Annotated in this window: 23 protein-coding genes; 18 read left to right on the top strand and 5 right to left on the bottom strand. The window is 69.7% G+C overall.

Translation table 11 applies throughout. The features are described 5' to 3' along the window. The first annotated feature begins 114 nt into the window (after nucleotides 1-114). The 7 genes from rpsB to malQ all read left to right on the top strand — a co-directional run bounded on the left by rpsB (nucleotide 115) and on the right by malQ (nucleotide 7791). Entirely contained in the window at nucleotides 115-1077 is a 963-nt protein-coding gene (gene rpsB, locus AC1XX3_RS06300) for a 30S ribosomal protein S2 (RefSeq protein ID WP_483320241.1), read from the top strand. A 130-nt stretch (nucleotides 1078-1207) separates the two neighbouring features. Next, nucleotides 1208-2029, top strand: coding sequence for a translation elongation factor Ts (gene tsf, locus AC1XX3_RS06295; protein WP_483320240.1), 822 nt, complete (start codon nucleotides 1208-1210; stop codon nucleotides 2027-2029). Between the two features lie 103 nt (nucleotides 2030-2132). Further along, entirely contained in the window at nucleotides 2133-2846 is a 714-nt protein-coding gene (gene pyrH / locus AC1XX3_RS06290) for a UMP kinase (protein WP_483320239.1), read from the top strand. 72 nt (nucleotides 2847-2918) lie between these two features. Then, entirely contained in the window at nucleotides 2919-3473 is a 555-nt protein-coding gene (gene frr / locus AC1XX3_RS06285) for a ribosome recycling factor (protein ID WP_483321149.1), read from the top strand. Nucleotides 3474-3533: 60 nt separating this feature from the next. Beyond that, nucleotides 3534-4394 carry a phosphatidate cytidylyltransferase gene (locus AC1XX3_RS06280; protein ID WP_483321148.1) on the top strand — a complete coding sequence of 287 codons (861 nt, stop codon included), beginning with the start codon at nucleotides 3534-3536 and terminating at the stop codon, nucleotides 4392-4394. Then, nucleotides 4391-5512 (top strand): dual-specificity RNA methyltransferase RlmN, encoded by a 1122-nt coding sequence (gene rlmN, locus AC1XX3_RS06275; protein ID WP_483320238.1) that lies wholly within the window; start codon nucleotides 4391-4393, stop codon nucleotides 5510-5512. Before AC1XX3_RS06280 ends, rlmN begins: the two co-directional genes overlap by 4 nt. Before the next feature lie 155 nt (nucleotides 5513-5667). Beyond that, on the top strand, nucleotides 5668-7791 hold the full coding sequence (gene malQ, locus AC1XX3_RS06270; RefSeq protein ID WP_483320237.1) for a 4-alpha-glucanotransferase: 2124 nt from the start codon (nucleotides 5668-5670) through the stop codon (nucleotides 7789-7791). Between the two features lie 53 nt (nucleotides 7792-7844). On the opposite strand, the gene AC1XX3_RS06265 is transcribed toward malQ, so the two are convergent. Next, on the bottom strand, nucleotides 7845-8519 hold the full coding sequence (locus AC1XX3_RS06265; protein WP_483320236.1) for a hypothetical protein: 675 nt from the start codon (nucleotides 8517-8519) through the stop codon (nucleotides 7845-7847). Nucleotides 8520-8655: 136 nt separating this feature from the next. On the opposite strand from AC1XX3_RS06265, the gene AC1XX3_RS06260 reads away from it, so the two are divergent. Continuing rightward, a complete protein-coding gene (locus tag AC1XX3_RS06260; protein ID WP_483320235.1) occupies nucleotides 8656-9774 on the top strand; it encodes a cation diffusion facilitator family transporter in 1119 nt (372 codons plus the stop codon). Here the strand turns inward: AC1XX3_RS06260 and AC1XX3_RS06255 are convergent. Genes AC1XX3_RS06255 through AC1XX3_RS06245 form a run of 3 tightly spaced genes read right to left on the bottom strand, consistent with a single transcriptional unit; the run spans nucleotide 9745 to nucleotide 12934 of the window. After that, nucleotides 9745-10209 carry an SRPBCC family protein gene (locus AC1XX3_RS06255; RefSeq protein ID WP_483320234.1) on the bottom strand — a complete coding sequence of 155 codons (465 nt, stop codon included), beginning with the start codon at nucleotides 10207-10209 and terminating at the stop codon, nucleotides 9745-9747. The two genes, AC1XX3_RS06260 and AC1XX3_RS06255, sit on opposite strands and share 30 nt — an antisense overlap. Nucleotides 10210-10250: 41 nt before the next feature. Continuing rightward, complete coding sequence (locus tag AC1XX3_RS06250) at nucleotides 10251-11477, bottom strand: LOG family protein (protein WP_483320233.1); 1227 nt, start codon at nucleotides 11475-11477, stop codon at nucleotides 10251-10253. Further along, entirely contained in the window at nucleotides 11474-12934 is a 1461-nt protein-coding gene (locus AC1XX3_RS06245; protein WP_483320232.1) for a serine hydrolase domain-containing protein, read from the bottom strand. The genes AC1XX3_RS06250 and AC1XX3_RS06245 overlap by 4 nt, the downstream gene beginning before the upstream one ends. 85 nt (nucleotides 12935-13019) lie before the next feature. Between AC1XX3_RS06245 and dxr the strand changes: the two genes are divergently transcribed. The 6 genes from dxr to AC1XX3_RS06215 all read left to right on the top strand — a co-directional run bounded on the left by dxr (nucleotide 13020) and on the right by AC1XX3_RS06215 (nucleotide 20454). Continuing rightward, nucleotides 13020-14300 carry a 1-deoxy-D-xylulose-5-phosphate reductoisomerase gene (gene dxr, locus AC1XX3_RS06240; protein ID WP_483320231.1) on the top strand — a complete coding sequence of 427 codons (1281 nt, stop codon included), beginning with the start codon at nucleotides 13020-13022 and terminating at the stop codon, nucleotides 14298-14300. After that, nucleotides 14288-15589: a M50 family metallopeptidase gene (locus AC1XX3_RS06235; RefSeq protein ID WP_483320230.1), complete on the top strand. Its 1302-nt coding sequence runs from the start codon at nucleotides 14288-14290 to the stop codon at nucleotides 15587-15589. The genes dxr and AC1XX3_RS06235 overlap by 13 nt, the downstream gene beginning before the upstream one ends. 50 nt (nucleotides 15590-15639) lie before the next feature. Continuing rightward, complete coding sequence (gene ispG, locus AC1XX3_RS06230) at nucleotides 15640-16785, top strand: flavodoxin-dependent (E)-4-hydroxy-3-methylbut-2-enyl-diphosphate synthase (RefSeq protein ID WP_483320229.1); 1146 nt, start codon at nucleotides 15640-15642, stop codon at nucleotides 16783-16785. A gap of 12 nt (nucleotides 16786-16797) precedes the next feature. Beyond that, nucleotides 16798-17667, top strand: coding sequence for a GNAT family N-acetyltransferase (locus tag AC1XX3_RS06225; RefSeq protein ID WP_483320228.1), 870 nt, complete (start codon nucleotides 16798-16800; stop codon nucleotides 17665-17667). A 153-nt stretch (nucleotides 17668-17820) separates the two neighbouring features. After that, a complete protein-coding gene (locus AC1XX3_RS06220) occupies nucleotides 17821-19605 on the top strand; it encodes a proline--tRNA ligase (RefSeq protein WP_483321147.1) in 1785 nt (594 codons plus the stop codon). 48 nt (nucleotides 19606-19653) lie between these two features. Then, nucleotides 19654-20454 carry a sulfite exporter TauE/SafE family protein gene (locus AC1XX3_RS06215; RefSeq protein ID WP_483320227.1) on the top strand — a complete coding sequence of 267 codons (801 nt, stop codon included), beginning with the start codon at nucleotides 19654-19656 and terminating at the stop codon, nucleotides 20452-20454. A gap of 25 nt (nucleotides 20455-20479) precedes the next feature. Here the strand turns inward: AC1XX3_RS06215 and AC1XX3_RS06210 are convergent, their stop codons facing one another. Further along, nucleotides 20480-21529, bottom strand: a complete 1050-nt coding sequence (locus AC1XX3_RS06210; RefSeq protein WP_483320226.1) for a DUF4439 domain-containing protein — start codon at nucleotides 21527-21529, stop codon at nucleotides 20480-20482. A gap of 115 nt (nucleotides 21530-21644) precedes the next feature. Here AC1XX3_RS06210 and rimP point away from each other — a divergent pair, with 115 nt between their 5' ends. The 4 genes from rimP to AC1XX3_RS06190 all read left to right on the top strand — a co-directional run bounded on the left by rimP (nucleotide 21645) and on the right by AC1XX3_RS06190 (nucleotide 25217). Next, nucleotides 21645-22127: a ribosome maturation factor RimP gene (gene rimP / locus AC1XX3_RS06205; RefSeq protein ID WP_483320225.1), complete on the top strand. Its 483-nt coding sequence runs from the start codon at nucleotides 21645-21647 to the stop codon at nucleotides 22125-22127. Nucleotide 22128: 1 nt separating this feature from the next. Beyond that, complete coding sequence (nusA, locus tag AC1XX3_RS06200) at nucleotides 22129-23109, top strand: transcription termination factor NusA (RefSeq protein WP_483320224.1); 981 nt, start codon at nucleotides 22129-22131, stop codon at nucleotides 23107-23109. 69 nt (nucleotides 23110-23178) lie between these two features. Beyond that, nucleotides 23179-24051 carry a VOC family protein gene (locus AC1XX3_RS06195; RefSeq protein ID WP_483320223.1) on the top strand — a complete coding sequence of 291 codons (873 nt, stop codon included), beginning with the start codon at nucleotides 23179-23181 and terminating at the stop codon, nucleotides 24049-24051. Between the two features lie 194 nt (nucleotides 24052-24245). Further along, the gene (locus tag AC1XX3_RS06190; RefSeq protein WP_483319022.1) at nucleotides 24246-25217 is read left to right on the top strand and encodes an IS481 family transposase; all 972 of its coding nucleotides are present in this window, start codon (nucleotides 24246-24248) and stop codon (nucleotides 25215-25217) included. Nucleotides 25218-25226 lie beyond the last annotated feature (9 nt).

Genomic DNA, 25226 nt, shown 5'->3' with positions numbered 1-25226 from the left:
GGTCCCGACTCGTCGGGTCACACCGTGGGTGGGCATCAGGCGGGGCCGAATCGTTCGGCTTCGAGACAACCGTACGCCGACCGCCGTGACGCGTCGGCAAGAAAGGACACGGCCATGGCCGTCGTTACCACCCGCCAGCTCCTCGAGAGCGGCGTCCACTTCGGGCACCAGACCCGTCGGTGGAACCCCAAGATGAAGCGCTTCATCTTCACCGAGCGCAACGGCATCTACATCATCGACCTGCAGCAGTCGCTGACCTACATCGACCGCGCCTATGCGTTCGTCAAGGACACCGTCGCCAAGGGCGGCCAGGTGCTCTTCATCGGCACCAAGAAGCAGGCGCAGGAGACCATCGCCGAGCAGGCCACCCGGGTGGGCATGCCCTACGTGAACCAGCGCTGGCTCGGTGGCATGCTGACGAACTTCGGAACCATGATCAAGCGCATCCAGCGGCTCAAGGAGCTGGAGGGCATGGACTTCGACAACGTCGCCGCCTCCGGTCTGACCAAGAAGGAGCTGCTGGGTCTGCGTCGCGAGAAGGACAAGCTGGAGAAGACCCTCGGCGGCATCCGCGACATGGCCCGCACCCCGCAGGCTGTGTGGATCGTGGACACCAAGAAGGAGCACCTGGCGGTCGACGAGGCGCGCAAGCTGAAGATCCCCGTCATCGGCATCCTGGACACCAACTGCGACCCCGACGAGGTGGACTTCGCCATCCCCGGCAACGACGACGCGATCCGCTCCGTCTCGCTGCTGACCCGGGTGCTGGCCGACGCCGTCGCGGACGGCCTGCTGCAGCGCTCCGGCGCGCAGACCGGTGCTGAGGCCGAGGTCGAGCCGATGGCCGACTGGGAGCGCGAGCTCCTCGGCGCTGCGGCGGACGCTCCGGCCACGGACGCTCCGGCCACGGACGCCCCGGCCACCGAGGCTCCCGCTGCGACCGAGGCCCCTGCGGCCACGGACGTGGTGGAGGCCCCCGTCGAGGTGCCGGCCGCCGAGACTCCTGAGGTCGCTGCCGACGTCGCTGAGACCGCCGCGGACACCGCGGACGGTCAGGCGCCGGCCGAGTCCAACTGACCCAGCTCGACCCACGAACTCGGTTGCGAGCCGACCCGACCTGCCCGGCCCAACGGCCGGGTGGCCCGGGTCGGCTCCGCCACCGAGTTCCCCCGCACCACCCACCGACGATACGAAGGACACCTAACTGATGGCGACAATTGCCGCTGCTGATGTGAAGAGGCTCCGGGACTCCACCGGCGCCGGGATGATGGACGCCAAGAAGGCTCTGGTCGAGGCCGAGGGCGACTTCGACAAGGCGATCGAGATCCTCCGGGTCACCGGTCAGGCCAAGGCCGCCAAGCGCGGTGCCGAGCGTGAGGCCAGCAACGGCCTGGTCGCGGCATCGGACGGCGCCCTGGTCCAGCTGGGCGCTGAGACGGACTTCGTGGCCAAGAACGAGGAGTTCCAGGCGCTCGCCGACGTCACGGTCAGGGCGGTCGCCGACGGCAAGGCCAACGGGGTCGAGGCTGCCGTGGCAGCCCAGCTGCCCAACGGGCAGACCGTTGCCGACGCCGTCTCGGAGCTCGCCGTCAAGATCGGCGAGAAGCTGGAGCTGAGCAACGCCGCGTACTTCGACGGCAAGACGGCCGTCTACCTGCACAAGCGCGCCTCCGACCTGCCGCCCCAGGTGGGTGTCCTGGTCGAATACGAGGGTGCTGACGACACCGCTGCGCGTGCCGCAGCGATGCAGATCGCCGCGATGAAGCCGCTGTACGTCAGCCGCGACGAGGTCCCGGCCGAGACGGTGGAGAACGAGCGCCGCATCGCCGAGGCCACGGCGAAGGAGGAGGGCAAGCCCGAGCAGGCCCTGCCCCGCATCGTCGAGGGCCGGGTGAACTCCTACTTCAAGGACGTCGCCCTGCTCGACCAGCCGTCGGTGACCGACCCGAAGACCACGGTGGGCAAGCAGCTCGAGGCCGCCGGTGTGACCATCAAGCGGTTCGTCCGCTTTGAGGCTGCCGGCGCCTGAGCTGGCTGACATGCGCTGCGAATCGCTAGATTCGTAGCGCATGTCGCATGTCCGGACCCGATCGCTGGACATCTCGACCCCCGACCATCCCCCAGGAGAGCCCGTGAGCAGTCCGTACAAGAGAGTCCTGTTGAAGCTGTCGGGTGAGGTGTTCGGCGGCGGCCGCGTCGGCGTCGACCCCGACGTGGTGGCCGGGCTGGCCGCGCAGATCGCCCAGGTCGTCAACGACGGCGTCCAGGTCGCGGTGGTCGTGGGCGGTGGCAACTTCTTCCGCGGCGCCGAGCTGCAGCTGCGGGGGATGGAGCGCGACCGGGCCGACTACATGGGGATGCTCGGTACGGTGATGAACTGCCTCGCGCTGCAGGACTTCTGTGAGAAGGCCGGCGTGCAGACCCGGGTGCAGACCGCCATCGCCATGGGCCAGGTCGCCGAGCCGTACATCCCGCGTCGCGCCGAGCGGCACCTGGAGAAGGGCCGGGTGGTGATCTTCGGCGCCGGGTCCGGGATGCCGTACTTCTCCACCGACACCGTGGCCGCCCAGCGTGCGCTCGAGATCGGCGCCGAGGTGCTGCTGATGGGCAAGCAGGGGACCGACGGGGTCTACGACTCCGACCCGGCCCAGAACCCGGACGCCGCCAAGTTCGAGGATCTGACCTACGACGAGTACCTCGCCCGCGACCTCAAGGTCGCCGACGCCACGGCGATCAGCATGGCGCGGGACTACAAGCTGCCGATGGTCTTCTTCAGCCTGGACACCGACGGCAACATCGTCCGTGTCATCGCAGGTGAGAAGATCGGTACCACTGTGCACAGCTGAGCTTCGCCCTGCCGGCCGCTGCGCCGCCCTGATCCACCCGTTGCAGAACTACGAAGGAGCCCGATCCCCGTGATCTCCGATGTCATCCAGGAAGCGGAATCGAAGATGGCCAACGCCGTCGAGTACGCCAAGGAGGAGTTCGCGGCCATTCGTACTGGTCGCGCGCACCCAGCCATGTTTGCCCGGCTGACCGCCGAGTACTACGGCTCCCCGACACCGCTGCAGCAGCTCGCCACCTTCCAGGTGCCGGAGGCCCGTACGGTGCTCATCACCCCGTTCGACCGCAGCTCGATGCCCAGCATCGAGCGCGCCATTCGCGACTCCGACCTCGGCGTCAACCCCTCCAATGACGGCAACGTCATCCGGGTCAACATGCCGCAGCTCACCGAGGAGCGGCGCCGCGAGTACATCAAGCTGGCCAAGACCAAGGCCGAGGACGCCCGCATCTCCGTCCGCGGCGCCCGGCGTTCCGCCAAGGAGCTGCTGGACAAGATGGTCAAGGACAAGGAGGTCGGCGAGGACGAGGTGTCGCGGGCCGAGAAGCAGCTGGACGCGGCCACCAAGAAGCACACCGATGCGATCGACGACGTCCTCAAGCACAAGGAAGCCGAGCTCCTCGAGGTCTGATCGGTGACCGAGCTTCCCCCTGCACACGGATCCGATCCGACGGCCGACGCGTCGCCCGCCATCGGACCGGTTCCGCGCGACCACGGCCGGGCCGGGCGCAACCTGCCGGCGGCCATCGGGGTGGGGGTGGGCCTCGGCGCCTACATCGTGCTGAGCCTGCTGTTCTTCAAGCCCGCGTTCGTGGCCCTGGTCGCGCTGGCGCTGGCGCTCGGCGCCGTCGAGCTCTATCAGGCGCTGCAGAAGAAGGGGATGCACGCCGCGATCGTGCCGATCGTGGTCGGTACCGTGGCGATCGCCACCGGGTCCTACCTGGCCGGTCTGCAGAAGCCCGTCGTGTTCTCGACCACCAGCGTGCTGCTCGCCTCGCTGGCGCTGACGGTGCTGGCGGCGTTGATCTGGCGGATGCCCAAGGGTGCGCCCGGTTACGTCACCGACGTGGCCGCCAGCCTGCTCATCATCGCGTACGTGCCGATGCTCGGCTCGTTCGCCGCCTTGATGCTGGCCGACCAGAATGGCGGCACCCGGATCGTCACGTTCATGCTGATCGTGGTGGCCAGTGACGTCGGCGGCTACGTGGCGGGGGTGCTGTTCGGCAAGCATCCGATGGCGCCCACGATCAGCCCGAAGAAGTCCTGGGAGGGCTTCGTCGGCTCGCTGGTCTTCGGCACCGTGGCCGGGGTCGCGATGGCGGTGCTGGGGCTGGAGGTGTCGTTCTGGGTCGGTCTGCTGCTGGGCGTCAGCCTGGTGGCGGTGGGCACCTGTGGCGATTTGATCGAGTCGATGATCAAACGCGACATCGGCATCAAGGACATGAGCTCGTTCCTGCCCGGTCACGGCGGGGTGATGGATCGTCTCGATTCGCTTCTCATCGCCGCCCCGGTAGCCTGGCTCATTATGTACATCTTGGTGCCGGGCGGATGACCGGCCAACCCCTCCCGCTGGTCTTCGAGGCCCCGCGCCGTGGCAAGCCGCCGCAGCACTGGGCCGACCTCACTCCAGCGGAGCGTCGTCATCTGGTCGAGGCCGCCGGGCATCAGGCGTTTCGCGCCCGGCAGCTGTCGGTGCACTACTTCGAAGGTCTGCGGACCGACCCCGATGAGTGGACCGACCTGCCGGCCGCCGTCCGTGACGATCTGTCCACGGCCCTGTTCCCGCGGTTGTTGAACCCGGTGAACGAGCTGCGCTGCGACGACGACACCACCATCAAGACGCTGTGGAAGCTGCACGACGGAGCACTGGTGGAGAGCGTGCTGATGCGCTATCCCGATCGGTCGACGATGTGCGTCTCCAGCCAGGCCGGCTGCGGCATGGCCTGCCCGTTCTGTGCGACCGGCCAGGGCGGTCTGCAGCGCAACATGAGCACCGCCGAGATCGTCGAGCAGGTGGTCGACGGCGCCCGCAAGCTGGCCCGCGGCGACATCCCCGGTGGGCCCGGCCGGGTCAACAACGTGGTCTTCATGGGCATGGGCGAACCGCTGGCGAACTACAAGGCGGTGGTCGGCGCCGTCCGTCAGCTGACCACGCCGGCCCCCGACGGCCTGGGGATGAGCGCGCGCGGCATCACCGTCTCCACAGTCGGCCTGGTGCCGCGGATGCAGCAGCTGGCGACGGAGCAGATCCCGGTCACGCTGGCGCTGTCGCTGCACGCCCCGGACGACGAGCTGCGTGATGAGCTGGTACCGATCAACACCCGCTGGAACGTCGATGAGGTCGTCGACGCCGCCTGGGAGTACGCCAAGGTCACCAAGCGGAGGGTGTCGATCGAGTACATCTTGATCCGCGACATCAACGACCAGGCCTTCCGGGCCGACCTGCTGGCCAAGGTGCTGAAGCGGCGTGGCAACTGGGGCTGGGTGCACGTGAACCTCATCCCGCTCAACCCGACGCCCGGCTCGAAGTGGACCGCCTCACGACGCCGCGACGAGGACGAGTTCGTCCGCCGGCTGGCGGCCAGGGGAGTGCCGGTCACCATCCGAGACACCCGCGGTCGCGAGATCGACGGGGCCTGCGGCCAGCTCGCCGCCACCGAGTCCGCCTGAGCACCGGCAAACGTCGGTGACCCGTCTCGGGTCGTCGGCTCCGCCCGCCGGGCGCGACGCCTCGGCTGGCGCGCGGTTCAGTTGACAGCGGCGACGGGTACTCATACCTTCGGCCCTGCCCGGGTCCCCCGGCCGACTCACCGACAGGACGCTTCGTGACCGATCTTGACCCCGACCTGCGCTCGCTGGCGCAGGCGTACGACATCGCGACGGAGTACTGGGACTGGCAGGGGCGCCACGTCGACGTCGCGGCCGAGACCGTGGTCGCCGTGCTGCGGGGTCTGGGGGTTGACGCGTCGACGCCGGAACGGGCCGGCGCGGCGCTCGCCGCGCACGACCAGCGGCCCTGGACCCGGACGCTGCCGCCGTGTCTGGCCACGCGGCAAGGGCGAGCCGGGTCGGTGTGGGTGCATCTGCCGCACGGGGACGAGGTCTCGGTGTGGCTGGAGCTGGAGGACGGCGCCACCCGCCATGACCTGCGGCAGCTGGACAACTGGACGCCACCGCGCGAGGTGGACTCGGTCCTGGTCGGGGAGGCGACGTTCGAGATCCCGGCAGACCTGCCGCTGGGCTACCACACCCTGCGGGCGCGCACCGGCGAGACCGAGTCGAGCATGCCGGTCATCGTCACGCCGACGTGGCTGGGGCTCAACGAGCGGATGGAGCACCGCCGCGGCTGGGGTCTGGCGACCCAGCTCTACAGCGTGCGTTCCGAGCAGTCCTGGGGGATCGGTGACCTGACCGATCTGACTGACCTCGCCGTGTGGTCGGCGGCCGAGCACGACGCCGACTACATCCTGATCAACCCGCTGCACGCGGCCGAGCCGATCGCTCCGATGGAGCCTTCGCCCTATCTGCCGTCCACCCGCCGGTTCACGAACCCGATCTATCTGCAGATCGAGCGGATTCCGGAGTACGCGGAGCTGTCCAAGGACGGCCGCCGCCGGATCCGGGGCCTGCGCACGGCGCTGGCTGACGATCTCGACGGTCTGGATGCGATCGACCGCGACCGGGTGTGGAAGGCCAAGCGGGCCGCATTGAAGATTCTGTACCGCTCGCCGGCCACGGTCGGGCGCCAGATCAGCTATCGGGCGTACGTCCATCGGGAGGGCCAAGGGCTTTCGGACTATGCCACCTGGTGCGCACTGGCCGAGAAGTACGGTGCTGACTGGTCCGCCTGGCCCGAGGACCTGAGGCACCCCCGGTCGCCGTCGGTGGCCGCGTTCGCGGAGCGGCACCCGCGCCGGGTCGACTTCCACCGCTGGCTGCAGTGGCTGCTGGACGAGCAGCTGCGCAGCACCCAGGCCGCGGCGCTGGGCGCCGGGATGCGGATCGGCGTGATGCACGACCTCGCGGTCGGCGTGCACCGCCACGGGTCAGACGCCTGGAGCCTGCAGGACGTCTATGCCACCGACACCACGGTCGGCGCGCCGCCGGACGCGTACAACCAGAACGGCCAGAACTGGTTGCAGCCGCCGTGGCGACCGGACCGGCTGGCGGAGACCGCGTACGCCCCGTTCCGCGACCTGGTGTCGACGATCCTGCGCCACGCCGGCGGGATCCGGGTGGATCACATCATCGGGCTGTTCCGGCTGTGGTGGGTGCCAGCCGGCGCTGATCCGACCGCCGGTACCTATGTCCGCTACGACCACGAGGCGCTGATCGGCATCTTGGCTCTGGAAGCGCACCGGGCGGGCGCCGTGGTGGTCGGCGAGGACCTGGGCACGGTCGAGCCGTGGGTGCGTGACTATCTCCGCGAGCGCGGTGTGCTGGGCACCTCGATCCTGTGGTTCGAGTTCGACCCGGAGACCGACAGCCCGCGGCCGGCTGAGGATTGGCGGGAGTATTGCTTGGCGTCGGTCACCACCCATGACCTGCCGCCGACAGCCGGCTATCTGCGCGGCGACCACGTCCGGCTGCGGGAGGACCTGGGGCTGTTGACCCGGTCGGTGGAGGAGGAGATGGAGGTCGACACGGCCGGCCGTCAGGCCTGGCTCGACGTTCTGGTCGAGCGTGGGTTGCTGGAGGCCGACGCGGACGTGGAGGCGACCGTGCTCGCACTGCACCGATTCCTGGCGTCGACCCCGGCCCGCCTGCTGTGCGTCTCGCTCACCGACGCCGTCGGCGATCGGCGGGCGCAGAACCAGCCCGGAACCGTCGATGAGTATCCGAACTGGCGGGTGCCCCTGACCGGACCGGCGTCAGAGCCGGTCTCGGTCGAGGACATCGTGGTCAGTGCCCGGGCCGCTGCGCTCGCGCGGGCGGTCCGCGGGCTCTGACCGGTCACCGCGGACCGGGTCCGGGTTGAGCTGGTCTGGTCGGGTCAGCCGGCTCAGCGCCGACCGACGCCGCCCAGCACACCCTTCTCCACGGCCTTGGTGACCGCATCGGCCTCTGCCTGGGTCAGGGTGCCGGCCTTGACGGCCTCGTCCAGCTTCTCCTTCAGCGCCGTGGCGGTCTCGGCGTCTGCGGCATTGCGGATCTTGTCCAGCGCCTCCGACACCTTGTCGACGCTCAGGTCGAGCTTCTCAGCCAGCGCGGTGGCGAACTCCTTCTCCCGCTCCGCCCGGTCGGGCCGATCGGCGTTCGGGGATTCCTCGGACCGCTCGTCGGCCGGCCGGTCCTCGTCGCGGATCTCTTCCAGAGCGGTGCTCAGCTTCTCCTCACTGACTCCCAGTTCGGTGGCCAGCTGGTCGACGAACTCGCCGCCGTGCCCGCCTCCGGGTCCCCGCCCTTCGGGTCCGGGACCGTCTGCATGGTGTCCGCCCGGTCCGCGCCCGTCTGAGCCGCGCCCTTCGAAGCCGCGTCCCTCTGGGCCGCGAGTGTCCGAATTGCGGTTGTCGTTGCCCTGCCGGTCACCGCTGTCGGTCGACGGCGAGCTGCTGCTGCTCGGGCCCGGGGTGGGGTCGGCGGCCGCCACCGAAGTCACCCCGACGACGGCACCGAGGGCGACCACTCCGGCGACCACGGCGCCAACGGTCTTCTTCTTCTTTGTGAGACGTACCATGTTGCTCCTCTGCGATTTTGGGGTTCCGCTGATTGCGGAATACCAGTCTGCGCGGGCGACCTTGGGGGCGGCTAGCAAGAACCTGGCAGGAACCTGAGCGTCGCTAGACGGTGCTCAGCCGGGCTATCGTCGGATCGTGCCTCGTCCCGCGACCGGACCCGCTGCGAGTCCCGCTGACCCCGCTGCTGCCGGCATGGCCGAGTCCGGGAAGGGCAGCGAGAGCCTGCGAACTGTTCTCATCGCCTTCGGGGCCAACCTGCTGATCGCCGGCGCCAAGTCGGTGGCCGCCGTCCTCACCGGGTCCGCTTCGATGGTGGCCGAGGCCGCCCACTCCTGGGCCGACACGGGCAACGAGGTGTTCTTGTTGATCGCGGAGCGTCGGGCCGGCCGTGGTCGCGACCGTCGCCACCCGATGGGCTACGGCCGGGAAGCCTACGTCTGGTCGATGTTCGCTGCGTTCGGGCTGTTCACCGCGGGCGCGGTCGTCTCGATCACGCACGGGGTGCACGAGCTGCTCGACCCCGAACCGGCGACCGACTTCCTGATCGCCTATGCGGTGCTCGGGGTGGCTTTCGCTCTGGAAGGCGTCTCCTTCCTGCGGGCGGTCCGACAGGCCCGCGCGGACGCTCGCGAACGACGTCGCAGCACGCTGAACTTCGTGCTGAACTCATCCAACCCGACACTGCGGGCGGTGTTCTTCGAGGACGCCGCGGCCCTGATCGGTCTGCTGGTGGCCGCCGGCGGCATCGTGGCGCACCAGCTGACCGGCTCTCCGATCCCCGACGCCGTCGGGTCGATCCTCGTCGGGCTGCTGCTGGGTGCCGTGGCCGTGGTCCTGATCGAACGGAACCGCCGGTTCCTGGTCGGTCAGTCGGTGCCGGCTGATCTCCGCCAAGAGTGTCTCCGGCGGCTGCTGGCGCGGGACGAGGTGGATCGGGTCACGTATCTCCACCTCGAGTTCGTCGGCCCGAGCCGGGTCTATCTGGTGGCCGCGGTGGACCTGCGCGGCGACGACGCCGAGCACGACCTCGCCGAACGACTACGCCGTCTGGAGCGTCAGCTCGAGACGAACGACTTCGTCGAGGAGGCCGTGCTCACGTTGTCGACCGCGGCCGATGAGTCCCTGCACGCCGGTCTGAGCCGGTCCGCGGACGAGTCCGCGGGGGTCAGCCGGCCCGCGGACGAGTCCGCGGGGGTCAGCCGGCCGGCGGACGAGTCCGCCGGGTCAGGAAGCGACGGCCGCGGCCAGTCGTGACAGGGAGTCCTCGAGCTGGCTCTCGGTGACGAGCGGGAACCCGACCTTGGCCAGCAGCGCCTTGTCGGTGACCTGGGTCCAGTCGTAGGTCAGCGCGACCTCCGTGCTGTCGGAGCCGTCGGCCGTGAGCTCCCAGACCCATTCCCATCCGGGCGGCTCGGTGCCGGCCGGTGCGGTCTTCCAGGCGATCAGGTGATTCGGGTCGAACCCGACCACGTGGTTGTCGGTCTGGTAGTCGCCGCCCATGTGGTCGCCGGTCATGTTCATCCGGAAGACGTCGCCGACGCCGGTCAGCCGCTGTGCCTTGTCGGTCGAACGGACGAAGCCGGAGCCGTCCAGCTCCGGGTGCCGCTCGGGGTTGCCCAAGATGTTGAAGATGTCCGAAGCAGGAGCGGGGATGCTACGGGTGACGGTGATCGATGTGTCGTTTGCCATGTCGTTAGTCTGCACTGTCGCCATCTCGACTCTCGACCGGCTCAGTCAGTCACCAGCTCCAGGAGCAGGTCGCTGGCCTCGTCGACGGTGTCGACGCAGTGCACCATCGCCGCCAGGGAACGGTCGCGACCAAGGGCTGCCAGCAACGGGTACGCCGGCAGCACCCGCGTCCAGTAGTCCACCCCGAGGAGGACCAGCGGGGCCTGCTGGTCGGGATCGGCGGCGTAGAAGTTCTCCGTGGTGGCCTGGAAGATCTCCTGCACCGTGCCGGCCTGTCCGGGCAGCGCAACGATGCCGCCCCGGCACCGGTGCAGCAAGGTGTCCTCCCGCAGCGCATTGGCGAAGTACTTGGCGATGGCGGTGGCGAAGACGTTGCTGGGCTCGTGGCCGTAGAACCAGGTGGGGATGCCGATGCTGCGACCGGCGCGCTCGACCGGCCACCGCTGTCGGACCGCCATTCCGGTCCGCACCCAGGCGTCGATGCTCGGCCGATAGCTGGGGGTCGGCCCGAGCAGCTCCAGGGCCTCGTCCACGGCGTCGGGCCACGGGCTCAGGTATGCACCGAGGTTCGCCGCCTCCATGGCGCCCGGCCCGCCACCGGTCAACACCGTCCGTCCCGCCGCGGCGAGACGGTGGCCGAGCTGGGCGGCCTGGCGATATCCGGGGTCGGTGCGTTGCAGGGCGTGCCCGCCCATCACGCCGACCACCCGGCGGGGATCGCCGCCGGTCGCCTCGGCCGTCTCCTCGTCCAGCGCATCGGTGATGGCGTGGTCGTGCAAGGTCGCAGCCAAGGTGTGCGCCAGCGGCGGTGGGTGCGGCACCGCCGACCCATTGGCACTCGCACTAGCACTGGCGGCCCCGCCGGGGCGTGACACGGTGACACTGGCGGCCACGCCGGGGCGTGACACCGTGACACTGGCGGCCACGCCGGGGCGTGACCAGGCATACACCGCGGCGTCCAGGCTGTCGGCGTAGCTCCCGGTCCCGTACAGATCGACAGCGTCGTAGAGCCGCGGGCGGTAGGGGTCGAACGGCAGGTCGGGCAGCCGCGGGAACAGCACCGCGCCGTGCTCGCGCAGCCAGTGCTCGATACCGGGCGCGAAGCTGCAGCCCAGAAACACCGCGCCCCGGGGGTCGGTCGAGCGCAGCAGGGCCGAGGAGCCGCGCAGGTCGAGTGACTGCACCATCCAGCCGTTCAGCCGGCGGCCGGGACCGGCGTGATGGGTGAAGTCGGCGAGCGAGTCGACCTCCAGGCTGCGTCGGCTCAACGAGGGACCAACGCCAGACCCGAGGGGTGCGGTGCCCGCAGCGGGGAGGTGTGCCAGTGCGACTCGATGGCGCCGGTCTCGGTATCCATTCGTACGGCGAGGCGGTGCGGCGAGGTGAGGATGGCCAGCTCAGCCACGAAGGTGGTCGGCGTGACCCAGGCGCCGCAGGCGGCGGTGAGCAGCCGCGCCCCGTTGAGCTGCTGGTCCGTTCGCAGCCACGTTCCCGAACCACAGCGGACGGTGAACTGTCCGCCGTCGTCGGTCAGGGTGAGCTCCCACCCCTGCGCGGCCGGGTCGTCCAGCTCGGCCAGGGTGAGCGCGGTGACGATCCGGGCGCCGTCGTCGGCACCCGGCGTGGTGGCGTCGGTGAGCGGCCACCACGGCTGCTCGCCGGCCTGCTGCGAACCACCCACGACGGGCAGTGTCAGCGAGGCCAGCCGCTGCTCGAGTTCCTGCTGGTCCTGGGCGAGCCGGTCGGCGGCCGGCAGGTCGCCCGAGCGCAGCGCCGGCAGCAGGGTCGCCCAGACCGCGTCCAGCACCGCCTGCATGTTCTCGGTGGCGGCCGTGATCGCGACCACCGCGTCCACCTCCGGCAGCACCAGGCAGAACTGCCCGTACGCGCCGTCGCCGCGATAGCCGTCGGCGTACTGGCAACGCCAGAACTGAAAGCCGTAACCCTGGTGCCAATCCGGGTTGGGCTCGCGCGGGTTGTCCACGTGGATCTGGGTGGCCTGGCGCACCCAGCCCGCCGGCAGCAGCTGCTCGCCCTGCCATTTCCCGTCGGCCAGGTAGAGCTGGCCGAAGGCAGCGATCGACGCGGTCGTCAGGTGCAGGCCGGAGAAGCCCTGGTCGAACGACCCGATCGGGATCCAGTACGCCTGGTCGATGCCGAGCGGATCCAGCAGCCGTGGCCGGAGGTAGTCCAGCACCCGCTCTCCGGTGACCGACGTCAGGATCAGCGACAACATCAACGTGGCGCCGTTGTTGTAGGTGAACCAGGTGCCCGGCTCCTCGTCCGGCGGAAGGCGCAGGAAGCTGCCGGCCAGGTCGTCTGGGTCGAGGCGGGGGAGGGTGTCGTCGTGGTGACCGCTGGCCATGCTCAGCAGATGCCGTACCTGCATCCGTCGGACCCGGTCGTCCACGGTGTCGGCGTCGACCTCGGGGAAGAAGCCGGTGACCAGGTCGTCTGGACTCAGCTTCCCCTCGGCCACCGCGAGGCCGATCGCTGTGGAGGTGAAGCTCTTACTGAGGGAGTAGAGCAGGTGGATGTCGTCCGGCTGATAGGGAGCCCACCATCCCTCGGCGAGCACTGCGCCGTGGCGCAGCACCATCAGGCTGTGCAGCTCGACACCGGCGGCAGCCACCTGGTCGAGGAAGGCGCCGACGGCGGCGGGGGCCAGGCCGTGCTCGGCCGGGGCGTGACGGGGGAGGACTTTCGCGGTGGTCTCGCTGGTCATGGACGCACCTTAGCGGCGGCCGGCAGGCGGCAGCCGGCGGAGGCGCAAACGTGCTGGTTGCCGCCGGTGCTGACACACTGGCTGCGTGCGCGACGTCGTCATCTTGGGCAGCACCGGCTCCATCGGAACTCAGGCGCTGGAGGTCGTCGCCGACCATCCGGACCAGTTCCGGGTCGTGGGACTGGCCGCGGGCGGTACCCGGCCGCAGCTGCTGGCCCGCCAGATCCTCGATCTGAAGCCGTCGGTGGTCGGCATCACCCGGTCCTCGGCGGTGCAGGACGTCCAGCTGGCCCTCTACGCCGAGGCCAGCGGTCGCGGCTGGCCGACGGGCGACATGCAGCTGCCGCGCATCCTGGCCGGTCCGAAGGCCGCCGAGCAGGTGGCCGCGATGAGCTGCGACGTGGTGCTGAACGGCATCACCGGTTCCGCGGGTCTGGCCGCCACCTTGGCCACGCTGGCCGCCGGATCCATCCTGGCCCTGGCCAACAAGGAGTCGTTGGTGATCGGGGGGCGGTTGGTCACCGACGCCGCCGCACCCGGCCAGATCGTGGCCGTCGACTCCGAGCACTCCGCCATCGCGCAGTGCCTGCGCGGCGGCACAGCAGCCGAGGTCGACCGGCTGGTGCTCACCGCCAGCGGGGGGCCGTTCCGGGGACGTACCCGGGCCCAGATGAGCGACGTGACCCCGGCCGAGGCGCTGGCCCACCCGACCTGGGACATGGGCCGGGTGATCACCACCAACTCCGCGACGCTGGTCAACAAGGGACTGGAGCTGTTGGAGGCGCACCTGCTCTATGACATCCCGCTGGATCGCATCGACGTGGTCGTGCACCCGCAGTCGATGGTGCACTCCATGGTGCAGTTCGTGGACGGGTCGACGCTGGCGCAGTGCTCACCGCCCGATATGAAGCTGCCGATCGCTCTCGGCCTGAGCTGGCCGGACCGGATGCCGGGCGTGACCCGCCCGATCGACTGGAGCCGGGCGAGCAGCTGGACCTTCGAACCACTCGACGACGAGGCATTCCCCGCGGTCGACCTCGCCCGGCGCGCCGGCTCGCTCGGCGGCACGGCGCCGGCCGTGTTCAACGCCGCCAACGAGGAGTGCGTGGACGCCTTCCACGACGGTCGGATCGGCTTCCTCGACATCTGCGACATCGTGGCCTCGGTGCTTGAGCGGCACTGCCGGCCGGCGGCGGACGGCAACGCTAACGCCTCGACCAGCCGCGACGTAGGCTCGACGTTGGTCGACTCAGCCGAGCTCGACCTGACCACGGTGCTCGCTGCGGACGCGTGGGCACGTCTCCAGGCCCGGGCCCTCACCGAGCAGGCACCGCAGACATCGAAGGCGCAGAAATGGACATCCTGATCTACCTGGCCGGAGCCGTGCTGTTCTTCGTCTTGGTGATGGCCTCCATCGCGCTGCACGAGATCGGGCACCTGATCCCCGGCAAGATCTTCGGGGTCAAGACGACGCAGTACTTCGTCGGCTTCGGCAAGACGCTGTGGTCGCGCCGACGAGGCGAGACCGAGTACGGCGTCAAGGCGATCCCGCTCGGGGGCTACGTGCGTTTCGTGGGGATGTACCCGCCCACGAAGTACGAGCCGACCAAGGTGCGTGCGGCCAGGACCGGCATCTTCCAGTCGCTCGCCGACCAGGCCCGCGCCGCCGAGTGGGAGGACATCACCCCGGCAGACGATGGCCGGCTGTTCTACCAGAAGAAGTCCTGGCAGAAGATCATCATCATGGCCGCCGGGCCACTGATGAACCTGCTGCTGGCCTTCGTCATCCTGCTCGGGGTGACGGCCACCTACGGCGTCTACCGTCAGCAGCTCACCGTGTCGACGGTGAGCGAGTGCGTGGTGCCGGCCAGTCAGGCCAGCAGCGACTGCAGCAACGGTGAGCCCAAGACGCCGGCCTTCCAGATGGGGCTGCGCCCGGGGGACACGATCACGGCGTTCAACGGCCAGCCGGTCCGGTCCTGGACCGACCTGACCACCTTGATCCGGGCCAACCTCGACCGGCCGGCCCAGCTGAGCGTGGTCCGCGACGGCCAGACGATCGACCTGCCGGTCGTGAACACCGTGGTGACGGGCGTACGCGATGACGTGAACCCGTCGAAGATCGTGCAGGAGGGCTTCCTCGGGGTGTCTCCGGTGACGGTCCGGGAGCGCGGCGGACCGGTTGCCGTGCTCGGCGACATGTGGACGATGACCAAGAGCACCGTCAACGCCATCGGGCAGTTCCCGGTCAAGGTCTACAACGTGGCCGCCGATCTGGTCACCGGCAAGCCCCGCGATGTCTACGGTCCGATGAGCATCGTCGGCGCCAGCCGCGCCGCCGGCGAGGTCGCCAGCACCGACCGGATCGGGGCGGCCGACAAGATCGCCACCCTGTTCTCGATCCTGGGTTCGGTGAACCTGTTCGTGGCCCTGTTCAACTTCGTGCCGCTGCTGCCACTCGACGGCGGGCACATCATCGGCGCGCTCTACGAGGCCGCCAAGCGGCAGCTCGCACGGCTGTTCCGCCGCCCCGATCCCGGGCACGTGGACACTGCGAAGATGCTGCCCGTCGCCTATGTTGTAGGAAGTGTGATCGCCATCTCGGGTGTCGTGCTGATCCTGGCTGACATCATCGACCCCATCAAGCTGTTCTGAGTCCACCGCCGAACTCTCAGCGCGAACGTACGCCAAACCAGAAAGTGACGATGAGCATCAACCTCGGTATGCCGGCCCTCCCACCGGAGACGCTCGCGCCCCGCCGCAAGACCCGCAAGATCAAGGTCGGCAAGACCTACGTCGGCGGCGACGCGCCGATCAGTGTGCAGTCGATGACCACCACCTTGACCTCCGACATCAACGCCACCCTGCAGCAGATCGCGGAGCTGACCGCGACCGGCTGCGACATCGTGCGGGTGGCGGTGCCCAGCCAGGATGACGCCGACGCTTTGCCGGCCATCGCCGCCAAGTCCCAGATCCCGGTGATCGCCGACATCCACTTCCAGCCGAAGTATGTCTTCGCCGCCATCGACGCCGGCTGTGCGGCGGTCCGGGTGAACCCGGGCAACATTCGCGCGTTCGACGACCAGGTCAAGGAGATCGCCCGGGCGGCGGCCGACCGTGGCACCTCCATCCGGATCGGCGTCAACGCCGGCTCGCTGGACAAGCGGCTGTTGGCCAAGTACGGCAAGGCGACCCCGGAGGCGTTGGTCGAGTCAGCGCTGTGGGAGGCGAGCCTGTTCGAGGAGCACGGCTTCCGCGACTTCAAGATCTCGGTCAAGCACAACGACCCGGTGATCATGGTCCGGGCGTACGAGCTGCTGTCCGAGGCCTGTGACTATCCGCTGCACCTCGGGGTGACCGAGGCGGGCCCGGCGTTCCAGGGCACCATCAAGTCCGCCGTCGCGTTCGGTTCGCTGCTGTCACGCGGAATCGGCGACACCATCCGGGTCTCGCTGTCGGCGCCTCCGGTGGAGGAGGTCAAGGTCGGGTTGAAGATCTTGGAATCGCTCAACCTGCGACCGCGCAAGCTCGAGATCGTCTCCTGCCCGTCCTGTGGTCGCGCCCAGGTCGACGTCTACAAGCTGGCCGACGCCGTCACCGCCGGGCTCGAAGGACTCACCGTTCCGTTGCGGGTCGCGGTGATGGGCTGCGTGGTGAACGGTCCGGGCGAGGCCCGTGAGGCCGACCTCGGTGTGGCGTCCGGCAACGGCAAGGGTCAGATCTTCGTCCGTGGTGAGGTGATCAAGACGGTCAAGGAGAGCGAGATCGTCGAGACGCTGATCGAGGAGGCTATGCGGCTGGCCGACGAGATGCCTGCCGGCGAGGGCGTACCGGAAGTCAGCGTGGGTTGAGGAATGGGCGAGATGGCGTCCGCCGCCACCCGGCACCCCTCCAGCCGAGCCCGCGTCCGCGTCCTCGGGGGTGACGACCTCGCCGCCACCATCGCGATCTTGTCGATGGACCCGGTCACGAACGTGTTCGTCGCCTCCAGGGTGCGCAGCGCCGGCATCGACGCGGCCAGTCTCGGCTGTCCGATCTGGGGCTTCGAGCGCGACGGGGTGCTGCGCTCGCTGTGCCACGCCGGCTCCAACCTGGTGCCGGTCAATGCTGACGCCGAGGCCGTCGCCGCGTTCGTCGAGTACGCGGGTCCGGAACGGATGTGCTCCTCGATCGTCGGTCCGTCGGCGGCGGTGCTCGACCTGTGGGGTCAGCTGTCGACCCGCTGGGGGTCCAGCTGGTCCGACATCCGCGAGCTGCGCCCGCACCAGCCGGTGATGGCGATCCGCGGCGAGCCGCAGATCGAGGTCAACCCCCAGGTGCGTCGGGTCACTCTCGAGCACTGGGACCCCTACTTCGACGCGGCAGTGAAGATGTACACCGAAGAGGTCGGCGTCTCGCCGATCCAGGGCAGCCCGGCCGGCTATCGGTTCTATGTCCGCCAGCTGATCACCTCGGGTCGGGCCTACGCCTGGTTCGACGGCGACCGGGTGCTGTTCAAGGCCGATCTGGGCTCGGTCTCCGGCGCGGTCAGCCAGGTGCAGGGGGTCTGGCTGGAACCGGAGCTGCGTGGCCGCGGCCTGGCGGCGCCGGCGATGGCGGCGGTGGTGCGGCTGGCTCGGGCGGTCACCCCGACGGTGTCGCTGTATGTCAACGACTTCAACGTCAAGGCGCAGCGGGCCTACGCCCGGGTCGGCTTCGAGCGGGTGGGCGAGTTCGCCACCGTGCTCTACTGAGCGAGCAGTCCCGGCCCGCGCGGAACAACCCGGGAGGCGTCCGTGGGCAGATCTCGGTAAGGTGCATGGGCACGCGATCGTGTGCCGTCGAGCAGGCGAAGCGCTGTTCGGCCCCTCCGTCCCGCCCCAGGAAGGCCCCTCGTGATCACTCGTATGTCGGAGCTGTTCGTCCGCACCCTGCGCGATGACCCGGCCGACGCCGAGGTCCCGAGCCACCGCTGGCTGGTCCGTGCCGGTTACATCCGTCGGGCCGCCCCCGGGATCTACACCTGGCTGCCGCTGGGTCGCAAGGTGCTGCGGAACGTGGAACGGGTCGTCCGCGAGGAGATGGACGCCATCGGCGCCCAGGAGGTCAGCTTCCCCGCGCTGCTGCCGCGGGAGCCGTACGAGGCCACCGGCCGCTGGACCGAGTACGGTCCCAACCTGTTCCGGCTGCAGGACCGCAAGGGCGCCGACTATCTGCTCGGTCCCACCCACGAGGAGATGTTCACCCTCCTGGTCAAGGACCTGTACTCGTCCTACAAGGACCTGCCGCTCTCGCTCTACCAGATCCAGACCAAGTACCGCGACGAGGCACGCCCCCGTGCCGGGCTGCTGCGTGGACGCGAGTTCGTGATGAAGGACTCGTACTCCTTCGACGTGGACGACGCCGGCCTGCAGAAGTCCTACGACCTGCACCGCGATGCCTACATCCGGATCTTCAACCGGCTGCAGTTCGAGTACGTCATCGTCTCGGCCATGTCCGGCGCGATGGGCGGCTCGGCCAGCGAGGAGTTCCTGGCCATCGCGGACAACGGTGAGGACACCTTCGTCCGCTCACCGGGTGGCTACGCCGCCAACGTCGAGGCCGTCCGGACCGCCGCACCGGAACCGGTGCCCTTCGACGACGTCCCGTCCGCCCACGTCGAGGACACTCCCGACACCCCGACGATCGACACCCTCGTCGCGCTGGCCAACGACCGGGTGGCCCGCGCCGACCGTCCGTGGCAGGCCGCAGACACGCTGAAGAACGTCGTGCTGATGGTGACCGAGGTGGACGGCAGCCGGCACCCGCTGGTCATCGGCCTGCCCGGTGATCGCGAGGTCGACCTGAAGCGGCTGGCCGCCCAGCTGGAGCCGGCCGAGGCGGAGCCCTTCACCGAGGCCGACTTCGAGCAGTACCCGACGCTGGTCAAGGGCTACATCGGTCCGGTCCGGCTGGGCGCCGACGGTCCGGTCGCCGTGCTCGGTGAGGGCCAGAGCGGCATCCGCTATCTGGTCGACCCGCGCGTCGGCACCGGCACCCGCTGGCTCACCGGCGCCAACGAGGCAGGTCGCCACGTCTTCGACCTGGTCGCCGGCCGTGACTTCGTCCCGGACGGCACCATCGAGGCCGCCGAGATCCGCGAGGGCGACCTCGCCCCCGACGGCTCGGGGCCGCTGTCGCTGGCCCGCGGCATCGAGATGGGCCACATCTTCCAGCTGGGCACCAAGTACGCCGAGGCGCTCGGGCTGAAGGTGCTCGACTCCAACGGCAAGCTGGTCACCGTCACCATGGGCTCCTACGGCGTCGGCGTGTCCCGGGCCGTGGCGGCCGTGGCGGAGGCCACCTGCGACGAGAAGGGGCTGTGCTGGCCGACCGAGCTGGCGCCGTTCTCGGTGCACATCGTCGCCGCCGGCAAGGACTCCTCGATCCTCGTCGCCGCGGAGGAGCTGGCCCGCCAGCTCGACGACGCCGGGGTCCCGGTGCTGCTGGACGACCGCAAGGCCAGCCCGGGGGTGAAGTTCGCCGACGCCGAGATCATGGGCATGCCGTACAGCGTCGTGGTCGGTCGCAGCCTCGCCGACGGCACCGTGGAGGTGCGACAGCGGCGTACCGGTGAGCGCGAGGAGCTGCCGGTCGCCGATGCGCTCGGCCACCTGCTCGCTCTGGTGCACGGCCGGCCGGCCTTCGACTGAGAGCGCCGTCGGGACGTGTGCAGCTCAGAGCGTGGCGGCGGCCGCTGAGTGGACGGACTGGAGATCTCCACCCTCGCGGTGGTGCTGCTGGTGGGTGCCGCCTTCGCGGCCGGCTGGGTGGATGCGGTGGTCGGCGGCGGCGGGCTGATCCAGCTGCCCGCCCTGCTGATCGGGCTACCCTCCGATGCCGCACCCGCCTCGGTGCTCGGCACCAACAAGGTGTCGTCGGTGTGGGGGACCGCGACCAGCTCCCTCACCTACGCACTGAAGATCCGGCCCGACTGGCGCACCATCATCCCGCTGGTGGTCTGCGCCGGCACCGGCTCCGCGCTCGGTGCCCAGGCGGCGAAGCTGCTGCCCAAGGCGTACTTCACTCCCATCGTGTTGGTCGCGCTCGTCGGCGTCGCGTTCTACACCTGGCGCCGACCGGAGCTGGGGCTGGTGTCGCGGCGCAAGCACGACGGCCAGGCGCACTATCTGCGGACCGGCGCCATCGGGCTGGGCGTCGGCGCGTACGACGGCATCCTCGGCCCGGGTACCGGCTCGTTCTTCGTGATCTTGCTGGTCGGGGTGCTCGGCTACGGCTTCTTGGAGGCCAGCGCCAAGGCCAAGATCGCTAACCTGGTCACCAATCTGTCGGCCATCGTGGTCTTCGGTCTGGACGGCTCGGTGTTGTGGAAGCTCGGCCTGCTGATGGGTGCGGCCAACCTGGTCGGCGGCTTCCTCGGCGCCCGGACCGCGATCAACCGGGGCAGCTCCTTCGTCCGCAAGGTCTTCCTGGTCGTCGTCGTCGGCCTGATCGTCAAGCTCGGCTATGACACTGTGCAGCAGCTCATGCTGACCCGCTGACGCCGACGAAGCGTCCCCGAGCGGGTCAGGTCGACCAGCCGGACCAGGCCGGGAGGGGCCCGCCCCAGGCGACAGTGGTGCGGCCGGACGTGATCAGCGCGTCCACCGCCCGGCGGCGGTCACCCGGCTCGGCGGCTGCGGCGACCCAGCGACCGGTCCAGGGCTGCAAGGCCCTCTCGATGCTGCGCAGCAGGGCAGCGGCGGTCTTCTCGTCGACCGGCTGGACCGGGGGTACGTACGCTGCCGCCGCGGCCGGGACGTCCTGGTCCCGCTCGCTCAGCTGGCGGACCAGCCGGTTGCGGACGACCCGGTGGGCCCGCAGCGACGCCGTGGCTTGCTCCCGCCGGGCGCCCTCAGACGGCAGCCAGCCGATGGCCAGCTGATAGCCATAGACCACCGCGTGCAGCTGGCCGACCATGTCCTGCCACGCCACCACCTCGGTGGGCGGCTCCAACCGCGTCGCCGGGCCCGGGCTGGGAGTCCGCGCCGGCCGGGCTCCGCTGGCCAGGGCGGTGGCGTAGCCGGTGGCCGCGGTCGCCAGCGAGGCCCAGAAGAGAGCCATCGGGCCCGTGGCGGAGCGGGCCAGGTTCCGATAGCTGGCGGCGGCGGCCCGCTCGTCGGCCAGCAGTCGGGTCAACGCACGATCCACCTTTTCGGGCGTCGGCGTGCGGGAGGTGCGCGGCCGTGGGCTGGCCGGTGTCGACGGGGCCGCCGGGTCGGTGGAGCGAGTGGTGGGATCCGGAGAGCGGAGTGCGGCGACGTGGGCGGCGTGGCCGTCGCGGAGCGCGGTGAGCACCTGGACGCGGGTGTCGGTGAGACCGGCGGCGGAGACCAGCAGCGTGCTCGACGCGGTGAGCAGCGCCCCCTCCCGGGTGAGGGCATCGTTGACCCCGGGCACGGTCGGGCTGGGTGACGGGGTAGGTCGTGGTGCCGAACTCGGCGGGACGGGCGACGGTTCGTCGACGCGGCGCTCGACCAGCCCACACGCACTCAGCGAGGTCGTCGCCGCGAGGCCGAAGCCGGCCGCGAGCGCAGCGCGCCGCCCGATCCGAGGACCGTGGGGCAGCGAAGGCACCCGGTGAGGCTACCCCACGGATCGTGGGAGAATAGCCAACCACAGCGCACAGCCAGGCACACCTCGGACCACGCTGACAACTGCTTCACCCAACTGAAACCTCTGGAGGCATCGCATGCAGGAAAGTCGACTGATTCCCCTGGTGGAACCCCTCCTCGCGCAGTTCGACCTCGAGCTCGAGGCCCTCGACGTGGTCCCGGCCGGCAAGCGACGCGTGCTGCGCATCGTCGTGGACGGCGACGGGCCCGAGGGCACCGGCCCGCTGCTGGACGACATCGCCACGGCGACCAAGGCCATCTCGGCCGCCCTGGACACCGACGACGTGACCGGCACCAGCCCGTACACGCTCGAGGTGTCGTCTCGGGGGGTGGCCCGCCCGCTGACCAAGCCGGCGCACTGGCGTCGCAACACCGGCCGCCTGGTCACCGTGACCGACGTCGACGATGTGGCTGTCACTGGCCGCATCACCTCCAGCGACGACGAGTCCGTCGTCCTCGAGGTCGACGAGACACCGCGGACCCTGCGCTACTCAGACATCACCAAGGCTCTGATCCAGGTCGAGCTGAACCGCAAGTCCGCGGACATCGAGGAGGACTGACATGGATATCGACATCTCCGCCCTACGGGCGATGGAACGTGAGAAGGATCTGCCGTTCGACCTGGTGGTCAACGCCATCGAGGAGGCGCTGCTCACCGCGTACGACAAGTCCGAGGGCGCCCAGCCCGGCGCCCGGGTCACGCTGGACCGCAAGAACGGTCACGTCAACGTGCTGGTGCCGGAGCTGGACGAGCAGGGCAATCGGATCGGGGAGTACGACAACACGCCCGAGGGCTTCGGTCGGGTGGCGGCGTCCACCGCTCGGCAGGTGATCCTGCAGCGCCTGCGAGACGCCGAGGACGAGCTGAAGTTCGGCCACTTCTCCGGCGTCGAGGGCGACATCCTCTCCGGGGTGGTGCAGCAGGGCAACGACACCCGCACCGTGCTGGTCGACCTGGGCAAGATCGAGGCCATCATGCCGCTCGCCGAGCAGGTCCCGGGGGAGAAGTACACCCACGGCACCCGGCTGCGGGTCTACGTCGTGGCAGTGCGCAAGGAGCTGCGCGGCCCGCAGGTCGTGGTCTCGCGCACCCACCCCGGTCTGGTCGAGAAGCTGTTCAAACTGGAGGTCCCCGAGATCGCCGACGGGACCGTGGAGATCAAGGCGGTCGCCCGGGAGGCCGGACATCGCAGCAAGATCGCGGTGATCAGCCACAACTCCGACGTCAGCGCCAAGGGCGCCTGCATCGGGCCGATGGGCCAGCGGGTGCGTTCGGTCATGCACGAGCTGAACGAGGAGAAGATCGACATCATCGACTGGTCACCGGACCCGGCCCGGTTCGTGGGTCAGGCCCTGTCGCCGGCGAAGGTCAGCTCGGTGACCGTGGTGGACGAGAACCTGCGTGCCGCGCGGGTCATCGTCCCCGACTACCAGCTGTCGCTGGCCATCGGCCGGGAGGGCCAGAACGCCCGACTCGCCGCCCGGCTGACCGGCTGGCGGATCGACATTCGCTCCGACACGGCCGAGGCCCCGGCCGGCTGAGTGGGTGGCGGATCACGGGACCGTGGCCAGGATAGGGAATATGTGAATGTTCAAGTAAGTTGTGGTGATATGACCACAACGTCAACTGACCTGCTCGCCCCCGGCACCGCCATGGGCGCCGTGACGCTGCGCGTCCGCGACCTCGACACGATGGTCGACTTCTACCACGCCGGGGTCGGTCTCACCGTGCTGGCGCAGGTGGGCGACCACGCCGTGCTCGGCCGAGGGAGCCGCGTGGTGCTCGTCCTCCAGCACGCGCCGGAGCTCGCCCACGCGCCGGCCGAGCACGCCGGCCTCTTCCACACCGCCGTGCTCTTCGAGCGGCGGGTCGACCTGGCGGCTGCCATCTTCACCGTCGCCAGCCGCTATCCCCGGTCCTTCACCGGCAGCGCCGATCACCTGGTCAGCCAGGCCTTTTACTTCGACGATCCCGAAGGCAACGGGGTCGAGCTGTACTGGGACCGCCCGCGGGAGAGCTGGAGCTGGCAGGACGGCCAGGTTGTGATGGGCACCGAGTATCTCGACCCGAACCACTTCCTGACTGCGGAGCTGACCGAGCAGTCGGCGTTGGACGACCTGGCCCAGGCGCCGCTGGAGATCGGCCACGTCCACTTGAAGGTGGGCGACGTCGAGGTGGCCCGCGACTTCTACGTCGACGTGCTGGGCTTCGCCGAGACCGCGCGGATGGGCGAGCAGGCGTTGTTCGTCTCCGCCGGCGGCTACCACCACCACATCGGTATGAACACCTGGCAGAGCCGCGGCGCCGGCCCGCGTACTCCCGCGCTGGGCTTGGGGCAGGTCTCGGTCGAGCTGGCTGACGCCGACCAGGTCGCCGCGGTGGCCGACCGGCTGAGCGTACGCGGACTGCAGTTCCGCCACGACGGGGCGACGCTGAGCGTCGACGACCCGTGGCGGAACCTGGTTCGGGTCACCACCGCCTGACCGCGCCCTCACCCGGGGACCTGCCGGCCGGTCTGCCCGCCCGCCGGGGGCAGCTAATCCGGGTGGCCGCAGCCGGAGCACCGGCTAGATGTACTCGGCCAAGAGGTTGGTGACACTTCGGTCGGGTGGTTGACGTAGCGAGGACCTCCGGGTGCGGTGGAGATGTCGAAGTCTTCTACCGTCCGGAGGTCCTCATGTCCCACCGTAATGCCCGTCTGACTGTTCACGGCCGGCTGTTGTTGGTGCAGCGGGTCTGTCACCAGCAGTGGCCGGTCGCCCATGCCGCGAAGGCGATGGGCATCTCTCGTCAGTGCGCGCACCGCTGGGTAGCGCGCTACCGCTCCTTCGGTGAGGCTGGTTTGGCTGACCGGTCGTCGCGGCCGCTTCACAGCCCGACCCGGACTCCGGCTGTGGTGGAGAAGCGGGTGCTGCAGCTGCGTCACGACGAACGCCGGGGGCAGGACTGGCTGGGGCCCGAGACCGGGGTGCCAGCGCGGACGGTGGCGCGGATCCTGCGCCGCCACCAGGTGCCGCGGCTGGTCGAGTGCGACCCGCTCACCGGTCAGGTGATCCGTACCTCCAAGGCGACCGCAGTCCGCTACGAACGCGACCGGCCCGGGGAGCTGGTCCACATGGACGTCAAGAAGATCGGCAAGATCCCCCACGGTGGCGGCTGGAAAGCCCACGGCCGCCAGCACGGCCAGACCTCAGCGCAGAAGCGGGCGCGGATCGGCTACGACTACGTCCACTCCCTGATCGACGACCACTCCCGGCTCGCCTACTCCGAGATCCTGACCGACGAGAAAGGCCCCACCTGCGCCGCGTTCCTGCTCCGCGCCGCCGCCTACTTCGCCGACCACGGCATCCCCACCATTGAACGGCTGATGACCGACAACGCGTGGGCCTACCGCTGGTCACTTCGAGAAGTCGTCGCCCAGCTCGGCGCCCGCCACCTGTTCATCAAACCCCACTGCCCGTGGCAGAACGGCAAGGCGGAACGGTTCAACCGCACCCTGCAGGTCGAATGGGCCTACCGGCAGGTGTTCCTCACCAACACCGACCGCACCACAGCCCTTGCACCCTGGCTCGAGTTCTACAACACTCAACGCCGACACACCGCACTCGACGGCCTGCCGCCGACCAGCCGACTGTCACCAACGTCATGACCGAGTACA

The organism is Microlunatus sp. M237, from assembly GCF_056896895.1.
This window is presented reverse-complemented; position numbering and strand designations above follow the sequence as displayed.